This window comes from Streptomyces olivochromogenes (genome assembly GCF_001514115.1).
GTDB classification, from domain to species: domain Bacteria; phylum Actinomycetota; class Actinomycetes; order Streptomycetales; family Streptomycetaceae; genus Streptomyces; species Streptomyces olivochromogenes.
The window spans coordinates 73,207-80,903 of record NZ_KQ948465.1; the positions used below are offsets into that span (position 1 = coordinate 73,207).

Below are 7,697 nucleotides of genomic sequence, written 5' to 3' on the forward strand. Positions count from 1 at the left end.
CTCCGACGGGCAACGCGAAAGGCCGTACACGGTATGTGTGTACGGCCTTTCCGCTGTTTTCGCAGGGGCAGAGGCAGGTGTCCGTGTCCCCGGATCAGCGCTCCACGATGCGGTCGAACTGCGTGGTGGTGTGCCGCAGATGGGCCACCAGCTCGTCGCCGACCCGCGGCTCCGTGGCGTCCGACGGCACGAAGAGGATCGACACCTGCATGTGCGGCGGCTCGGCGAACCAGCGCTGCTTGCCGGCCCAGACGAACGGAGAAAGGTTCCGGTTGACCGTCGCCAGGCCGGCCCGGGCGACGCCCTTGGCGCGCGGCATGACGCCGTGCAGAGCCTTCGGGGCCTCCAGGCCCACTCCGTGCGACGTTCCGCCCGCCACGACCACCAGCCAGCCGTCGGAGGCCGTCTTCTGCTGCCGGTAGCCGAAGCGGTCGCCCTTGGAGACACGGGTGACGTCCAGGACGGCTCCGCGGTACTCGGTCGCGTCGTGGTCCCCCAGCCACAGCCGGGTGCCGATACGGGCGCGGAAGCGGGTCTGCGGGAACTGCTGCTGGAGCCGCGCGAGCTCATCGGCCTTGAGGTGGCTGACGAACATCGTGTGCAGCGGCAGCCGGGCCGCGCGCAGACGGTCCATCCAGCCGATGACCTCCTCGACGGCGTCCGAGCCGTCGGTGCGGTCCAGCGGCAGGTGGATGGCGAAGCCCTCCAGCCGGACGTTCTCTATGGCGGAGTGCAGATGCGGCAGATCCTGCTCGCTGACACCGTGCCGCTTCATCGAGGACATCACCTCGATGACGACACGGGCGCCCACGAGGCCGTACACGCCGTCGATGGACGACACCGAGCGGATGACACGGTCGGGCAGCGGTACGGGCTCCTCGCCCCGCCTGAACGGCGTCAGGACCAGCAGATCGCCGCCGAACCAGTCCTTGATCCGGGCGGCCTCGTACGTGGTGCCGACGGCCAGGATGTCCGAGCCGAGGCGGGTGGCCTCGTCGGCGAGCCGCTCGTGGCCGAAGCCGTAGCCGTTGCCCTTGCAGACGGGGACGAGCCCCGGAAACTGCTCGGACACCTGCTTGTGGTGTGCCCGCCAGCGCGCGGTGTCGACGTAGAGCGTGAGCGCCATGGCCGGTCCCGGAACCTTTCTCGTGGCTGCGGTGAATCAGAGGTAGGGAAATTGTGGCGGATCCGCCGGACCGACGGGGCCACGCCGGGCCGGATGGGCGGCTCGGTATGCGCTCCGGGCCGGCTCAGCGGCGCGACGCGCACGGCTCAGCGGCGTGACATGTAGATGTCGAGCGCCTTGTGGAGCAGCTTGTTGAGCGGGAAGTCCCACTCGCCGAGGTACTCGGCGGCCTGCCCGCCCGTGCCCACCTTGAACTGGATCAGACCGAAGAGGTGGTCCGTCTCGTCCAGCGAGTCGGAGATGCCGCGCAGGTCGTAGACGGTCGCACCCAGGGCGTACGAGTCGCGCAGCATCCGCCACTGCATCGCGTTCGAGGGCCGGAACTCACGCCCGATGTTGTCCGACGCGCCGTACGAGTACCAGACGTGCCCACCGACGACCAGCATCGTGGCCGCGGACAGGTTCACGCCGCCGCGCCGGGCGAAGTAGAGCCGCATCCGGTTGGGGTCCTCGGTGTTGAGGGCCGACCACATGCGCTGGAAGTACGACAGCGGGCGCGGCCGGAAGTGGTCGCGGATCGCCGTGATCTCGTACAGCCGCTGCCACTCCTCGAGGTCGTGGTAGCCGCCCTGGACGACCTCGACGCCCTCCTTCTCGGCCTTCTTGATGTTGCGCCGCCACAGCTGGTTGAAGTTCTTGTGGACCTCTTCCAGCGAGCGGTTGGCCAGCGGCACCTGGAAGACGTAGCGGGGCTGTACGTCGCCGAAGCCGGCGCCGCCGTCCTCACCCTGCTGCCAGCCCATGCGGCGCAGCTTGTCGGCGACCTCGAAGGCGCGCGGTTCGATGAAGTCCGCCTCGATGTCGCGCAGGCGCTTCACGTCCGGGTTCTGGATGCCGCCCTTGATGGACGTGGCCTCCCAGCGCCGGATGATCACCGGCGGGCCCATCTTCACGGAGAAGGCGCCCTGCTGCTTGAGGTGCGCGAGCATCGGCTGCAGCCACTCGTCGAGGTTCGGCGCGTACCAGTTGATGACCGGGCCCTCGGGGAGGTAGGCGAGGTAGCGCTTGATCTTGGGCAGCTGGCGGTACAGCACCAGCCCGGCACCCACCATCTCGCCGGTCCGCTCGTCGAACCAGCCCAGGCTCTCGGAGCGCCACTCCGCCTTGACATCGGCCCATGCCGGAACCTGCATGTGGCTAGCCGCGGGCAGGCTCTGGATGTAGGCCAGATGCTGCTCTCGGCTGATGGTCCTCAGGGTCAGGCTCATTCGGGGCGCTCCTCGGGCTGGTGTGTCCCCATGGGTACAGGGGCTCCGGCTCTCGCGCCGAAGCCTACTGCGCCCTGGGAGCGCCCCGACTGGGCCGTACTGAACCTGCGTCCCGACCGAAGCGTGGTCAGGACGTTCTGAGGTGATGTGTCCGGCTGTATCGGCAGGCGGTGGTGTCTCCGGCCGCCCGGACGAGGTTATGTCCGGCTGCCCGGCCCGCGAAACGGTCCGGCTGCCCGGCCCGCGAAACGGTCCGGCTGCCCGGCCCGCGGAACGGGTCCGGGTTCCTCAGCCGATGATGCCGCCGAAGAGGCCGCCGTGCGCCATGCCGAGGAAGAAGCCGACGGCCGAGGCACCGAGACCCAGGATCAGGCCGAAGCGTTCCCGGGTCGTCTCCGAGATGAACTGCCCGGAGGCGCCGGTGATGATCCCGATCAGGCCTGCCCACGAGCTGACGAGGTGCAGGCTGTTGAAGGCTGCCGTGATGAGAGCGGTGACTCCGAGGACCAGAGTCACCGCGAGCAGCGTGTCTTGGAGTGGGTGGGGCTTGTGGTCCGTCGCGAACAGAGAGCCGGCAACGGTGGGTCGCGTCTGTGCCATAGGGCACCTCCTGCGGAAGGCGGCGCATCGTAGCGCCATACACACCCGATGTGTACAGATTGACGGTGACCCCGGCCGGATTTCAACCGGAAGCGGGTGTGCAGGTACTCTGTACCCTCTGCACCGGTGTCTGCCCAGGCCATGTCCAGGTCACGGCAAGGATTCCCCTTCGGTTTACCGATCACTCGGTACATCGACGGAGTCCTCTTGTCAGTGGCGTTGTCAGTGGCCGCGGATACCGTTGCGAACGCATCACAACCCTCCTGCCACGGAACCGCCGTGGCCGTTGAGTCCAAAGGAGGTGGGTTCCACATGCGTCACTACGAGGTGATGGTCATCCTCGACCCCGATCTCGAGGAGCGCGCTGTCTCCCCGCTGATCGAGAACTTCCTCTCCGTCGTCCGTGAGGGCAACGGAAAGGTCGAGAAGGTCGACACCTGGGGCCGTCGTCGTCTCGCGTACGAGATCAAGAAGAAGCCCGAGGGCATCTACTCGGTCATCGACCTGCAGGCCGAGCCTGCGGTCGTCAAGGAGCTCGACCGCCAGATGAACCTGAACGAGTCGGTCCTCCGGACCAAGGTCCTCCGTCCCGAGACCCACTGAGCTCTGCAGCTCAGCTGATCTCGGGCATCGAGTAGCAGCACTAGCAGCCAGCAGCAAACCCGCCGAGAGGTTCCCCCATGGCAGGCGAGACCGTCATCACGGTCGTCGGCAATCTTGTCGACGACCCCGAGCTGCGCTTCACCCCTTCCGGTGCGGCGGTCGCGAAGTTCCGTGTCGCGTCCACCCCCCGCACCTTCGACCGTCAGACCAATGAGTGGAAGGACGGCGAGAGCCTGTTCCTGACCTGCTCGGTCTGGCGTCAGGCGGCGGAGAACGTCGCCGAGTCGCTCCAGCGAGGCATGCGCGTCATCGTGCAGGGCCGGCTGAAGCAGCGGTCCTACGAGGACCGTGAGGGCGTCAAGCGCACGGTCTACGAGCTGGACGTCGAGGAAGTCGGCGCCAGCCTGAAGAACGCCACGGCCAAGGTCACCAAGACCACCGGTCGAGGTGGCCAGGGTGGTTACGGCGGCGGCGGTGGCGGCGGCCAGCAGGGCGGCGGCTGGGGCGGAGGCTCCGGCGGCGGCCAGCAGGGCGGCGGCGGAGCTCCGGCGGAAGACCCCTGGGCGACCAGCGCTCCTGCCAGTGGCAACCAGGGCGGCGGCGGTGGCGGCTGGGGTGGAAACTCCGGCGGCTCCGGCGGCTCTGGCGGCGGCTACTCGGACGAGCCCCCCTTCTAGGCCCCCGGGCCGAGGGTGGGCCGTACCCCCACTTCTTGATCACACAGGAGATACACCATGGCGAAGCCGCCTGTGCGCAAGCCGAAGAAGAAGGTCTGCGCTTTCTGCAAGGACAAGGTCACGTACGTGGACTACAAGGACACGAACATGCTGCGGAAGTTCATTTCCGACCGCGGCAAGATCCGTGCCCGCCGCGTGACCGGCAACTGCACGCAGCACCAGCGTGACGTCGCCACGGCCGTGAAGAACAGCCGTGAGATGGCGCTGCTGCCCTACACCTCCACCGCGCGATAAGGGAAGGGTGACCGACTAATGAAGATCATCCTCACCCACGAGGTCTCCGGCCTCGGTGCCGCGGGCGACGTCGTCGACGTCAAGGACGGTTACGCTCGCAACTACCTGATCCCGCGGAACTTTGCGATCCGCTGGACCAAGGGTGGCGAGAAGGACGTCGAGCAGATCCGTCGTGCTCGCAAGATCCACGAGATCGCGACCATCGAGCAGGCCAACGAGATCAAGGCCCGCCTCGAAGGCGTGAAGGTCCGTCTGGCCGTCCGCTCCGGCGACGCCGGTCGTCTCTTCGGTTCCGTCACCCCGGCCGACATCGCTTCGGCGATCAAGGCTTCCGGTGGCCCCGAGGTCGACAAGCGCCGTATCGAGCTGGGCTCGCCGATCAAGACCCTGGGCGCCCACGAGACGTCCGTGCGTCTGCACCCCGAGGTTGCCGCCAAGGTCAACATCGAGGTCGTCGCGGCCTGACCGCTGCGCTCGGCATAGCTGAGAGAAGGGCCGTACCCACTGGGGTACGGCCCTTCTTCGTTTGGCGGGGGCGAGCTGCTCTGCGTTTCACGTGAAACGGGGGTTTCACGTGAAACGGGTCTGAGGGTGACGGCGAGGGTGACAGCTAGGGCGAGGGTGAGAACGACGGCCTGGGTGAGGGTGAGGGTGAGGGCGAGAGCGACGGCCTGGGCGAGGGTCAGGGCCGGGTCGGGTTGGCCGGCCGCACCGGCCGTTTCACGTGAAACGGCCAGTGCGCTGGTTCAGCGCGTCGCGCCCGTGACGATCCAGCGTCCCGAGTGGGAGCGCAGCCACAGGGTCAGCATCCTCACCGACATCATCAGCGTCATCGCTCCCCAGAGCGCGGTGAGCCCGCCTCCGAGCGTGGGCACCAGCAGCGCGACGGGAGTGAAGAGCGCCAGGGTGAGCACCATGGCCCACGCCAGGTAGGGACCGTCTCCCGCGCCCATCAGGACTCCGTCCAGGACGAAGACGACCCCGCTGATCGGTTGTGAGACGGCCACCAGAACCAGGGCGGGAAGCGCCGTGTTCTGGACGGCCGAGTCGCTGGTGAACAGGGGAAGGAAGATCGGGCGGGCGGCGATCACCAGCAGGCCGAGGACGACACCGGAAGCGATGCCCCACTGGACCATGCGGCGGCAGGCCTCGCGAGCACCCTGAGCGTCGTTCGCACCGAGATAGCGTCCGATGATGGCCTGTCCGGCGATGGCGATCGCGTCGAGTGCGAAGGCGAGCAGACTCCACAGGGACAGGATGATCTGGTGTGCGGCCATGTCGGCGTCCCCGAGCCGTGCGGCGACAGCCGTGGCGATCATGAGGATCGTCCTCAGCGACAGCGTGCGCACGAGCAGGGGTGCACCGGCCTGAGCGCAGGCCCGTATCCCGGCGGCGTCCGGTCGCAGCGAGGCCCCGTGCTTCCGGGCTCCGCGGACGACGACGAACAGATACACCGCGGCCATACCGAACTGGGCGATGACGGTGCCCCAGGCGGAGCCGGCGATACCCAGTCCGGCGCCGTAGACGAGGCCCGCGTTGAGCGCGGCGTTGGCGACGAAGCCCCCGACGGCGACATAGAGGGGGGTCTTCGTGTCCTGCAGTCCGCGCAGGACACCGGTGGACGCGAGCGCGATGAGCATCGCGGGGATACCGAGCGAGGAGATGCGCAGATAGGTCGTCGCGTACGGGGCCGCGGTGTGCGAGGCGCCGAAGAGTTCCACGAGGGCGGGTGCCGTGGGCAGGACCGAGGCTATGACGACCACGCCGAGCAGCAGCGCGAGCCAGATGCCGTCCATGCCCTGGCGTATCGCGGCCCGCAGATCACCGGCGCCGACCCGTCGGGCGACGGCGGCGGTGGTGGCGTACGCGAGGAAGACGAAAACGCTGACGGCGGTCGTGAGGAGGGCGGAGGCGACACCGAGGCCGGCCAGTTGCGCGGTGCCGAGGTGTCCGACGATGGCGCTGTCGGCCATCACGAAAAGAGGCTCGGCGACGAGTGCGCCGAAGGCCGGAACGGCCAGCGCGACGATCTCTCGGTCGTGCCGGCGTCGGGCGGCCTCGGGTGCCGGGGGAGCCTGTGTCATGGGCACCAATCTAATCTTCCACAGGTAAGAGATGCAAAGTGATAGTGCCCATTACCTGTGCTCCCGTCGGGCGTGTCGCCGTGTACCGTTTGCAGCGATCTTGGTTCTACCGGGAAAGTTTTTCTTCTGCACAGCCGGTGGATGGTAAACGACCAGGTCAGGGCGGTTTCTTCCGAGTGGTTGAGGGCTTGTTCACAGGCCTGTCCACCGGGTCGTGCACAGGTTTTGTGGAGTTCTCCACAGCATCCGGGCCGTCGTCCACATGGCCTGTGGATAACCAGATTGGCTGAAGGTGCCCGCGGGCCTAACGTGGTGCGTCGCCCGCTCTCTTTTCTGTCCTCGGAAACCTCGCAAAACCGACACGTCAGAACCGGAGTTGGGCCTCTTATTTGTCAGTGCCGTGCCGTAGAAATGAAGGCACGGTTAGGTCCGCTCGGCGGACGGGAGGAGGTGGCTCGGTGAGTATTTCCGAGCCCTTGGACGACCCGTGGGCCGACAGCGGTCCCAGTGATCGTCTGCCCGCTTCCCGCCGAGGCCGCGAAGGTGGCCGGGGCCGCGACGAACAGCACGACCGCGACCGGGACAACGGGCCGTGGGAAGGCGGAGGTTCGTCCTTCGAGCGCGTACCGCCCCAGGACCTCGACGCCGAGCAGTCCGTTCTCGGTGGCATGCTCCTGTCCAAGGACGCCATCGCCGACGTCGTCGAGGTCATCAAGGGCCACGACTTCTACCGGCCCGCGCACGAGACCATCTACACCGCGATCCTCGATCTGTACGCGAAGGGCGAGCCGGCCGACCCGATCACGGTCGCAGCCGAGCTCACCAAGCGGGGTGAGATCACCAAGGTCGGTGGCGCCTCGTATCTGCACACCCTCGTCCAGACGGTCCCCACGGCGGCGAACGCCGAGTACTACGCGGAGATCGTCCATGAGCGCGCGGTCCTCCGCCGCCTGGTCGAGGCCGGCACGCGCATCACACAGATGGGATACGCGGCCGACGGCGACGTGGACGAGATCGTCAACACCGCCCAGGCCGAGATCTACGC

At 67.7% G+C, this 7,697-nt stretch carries 9 protein-coding genes; 5 read left to right on the top strand and 4 right to left on the bottom strand.

The window, feature by feature from the left end; genetic code table 11:
• Nucleotides 1-94: 94 nt before the first annotated feature.
• The 3 genes from AQJ27_RS33335 to AQJ27_RS33345 all read right to left on the bottom strand — a co-directional run bounded on the left by AQJ27_RS33335 (nt 95) and on the right by AQJ27_RS33345 (nt 2,994).
• Nucleotides 95-1,126, bottom strand: coding sequence for an alanine racemase (locus tag AQJ27_RS33335; protein WP_067376727.1), 1,032 nt, complete (start codon nt 1,124-1,126; stop codon nt 95-97).
• A 146-nt stretch (nt 1,127-1,272) separates the two neighbouring features.
• Nucleotides 1,273-2,394: a peptidoglycan bridge formation glycyltransferase FemX gene (gene femX / locus AQJ27_RS33340; RefSeq protein WP_060901662.1), complete on the bottom strand. Its 1,122-nt coding sequence runs from the start codon at nt 2,392-2,394 to the stop codon at nt 1,273-1,275.
• A gap of 288 nt (nt 2,395-2,682) precedes the next feature.
• Entirely contained in the window at nt 2,683-2,994 is a 312-nt protein-coding gene (locus AQJ27_RS33345; protein WP_067376730.1) for a hypothetical protein, read from the bottom strand.
• 312 nt (nt 2,995-3,306) lie between these two features.
• Here AQJ27_RS33345 and rpsF point away from each other — a divergent pair, with 312 nt between their 5' ends.
• The 4 genes from rpsF (at nt 3,307) to rplI (ending at nt 5,033) form a co-directional block, all read left to right on the top strand.
• A complete protein-coding gene (gene rpsF / locus AQJ27_RS33350; protein WP_004950685.1) occupies nt 3,307-3,597 on the top strand; it encodes a 30S ribosomal protein S6 in 291 nt (96 codons plus the stop codon).
• Nucleotides 3,598-3,674: 77 nt separating this feature from the next.
• Nucleotides 3,675-4,274, top strand: a complete 600-nt coding sequence (locus tag AQJ27_RS33355) for a single-stranded DNA-binding protein (RefSeq protein ID WP_067376733.1) — start codon at nt 3,675-3,677, stop codon at nt 4,272-4,274.
• Between the two features lie 57 nt (nt 4,275-4,331).
• Entirely contained in the window at nt 4,332-4,568 is a 237-nt protein-coding gene (rpsR, locus tag AQJ27_RS33360; protein WP_003949403.1) for a 30S ribosomal protein S18, read from the top strand.
• Between the two features lie 18 nt (nt 4,569-4,586).
• Complete coding sequence (rplI, locus tag AQJ27_RS33365) at nt 4,587-5,033, top strand: 50S ribosomal protein L9 (protein ID WP_054236454.1); 447 nt, start codon at nt 4,587-4,589, stop codon at nt 5,031-5,033.
• Nucleotides 5,034-5,314: 281 nt separating this feature from the next.
• Here rplI and AQJ27_RS33370 read toward each other — a convergent pair whose 3' ends face one another.
• Nucleotides 5,315-6,652 (bottom strand): MATE family efflux transporter, encoded by a 1,338-nt coding sequence (locus AQJ27_RS33370; protein WP_067376737.1) that lies wholly within the window; start codon nt 6,650-6,652, stop codon nt 5,315-5,317.
• A 458-nt stretch (nt 6,653-7,110) separates the two neighbouring features.
• On the opposite strand from AQJ27_RS33370, the gene AQJ27_RS33375 reads away from it, so the two are divergent.
• Nucleotides 7,111-7,697 (top strand): DnaB-like helicase N-terminal domain-containing protein (locus AQJ27_RS33375; RefSeq protein ID WP_279636223.1); only part of this gene is annotated, 587 nt, incomplete at its 3' end.

Excerpts from the sequence above, each read along its gene's own strand:
- AQJ27_RS33335 (WP_067376727.1), bottom strand. The coding sequence starts at position 1,126 with ATGGCGCTCACGCTCTACGTCGACACCGCGCGCTGGCGGGCACACCAC.
- femX (WP_060901662.1), bottom strand. The coding sequence starts at position 2,394 with ATGAGCCTGACCCTGAGGACCATCAGCCGAGAGCAGCATCTGGCCTAC.
- AQJ27_RS33345 (WP_067376730.1), bottom strand. The coding sequence starts at position 2,994 with ATGGCACAGACGCGACCCACCGTTGCCGGCTCTCTGTTCGCGACGGAC.
- rpsF (WP_004950685.1), top strand. The coding sequence starts at position 3,307 with ATGCGTCACTACGAGGTGATGGTCATCCTCGACCCCGATCTCGAGGAG.
- AQJ27_RS33355 (WP_067376733.1), top strand. The coding sequence starts at position 3,675 with ATGGCAGGCGAGACCGTCATCACGGTCGTCGGCAATCTTGTCGACGAC.
- rpsR (WP_003949403.1), top strand. The coding sequence starts at position 4,332 with ATGGCGAAGCCGCCTGTGCGCAAGCCGAAGAAGAAGGTCTGCGCTTTC.
- rplI (WP_054236454.1), top strand. The coding sequence starts at position 4,587 with ATGAAGATCATCCTCACCCACGAGGTCTCCGGCCTCGGTGCCGCGGGC.
- AQJ27_RS33370 (WP_067376737.1), bottom strand. The coding sequence starts at position 6,652 with ATGACACAGGCTCCCCCGGCACCCGAGGCCGCCCGACGCCGGCACGAC.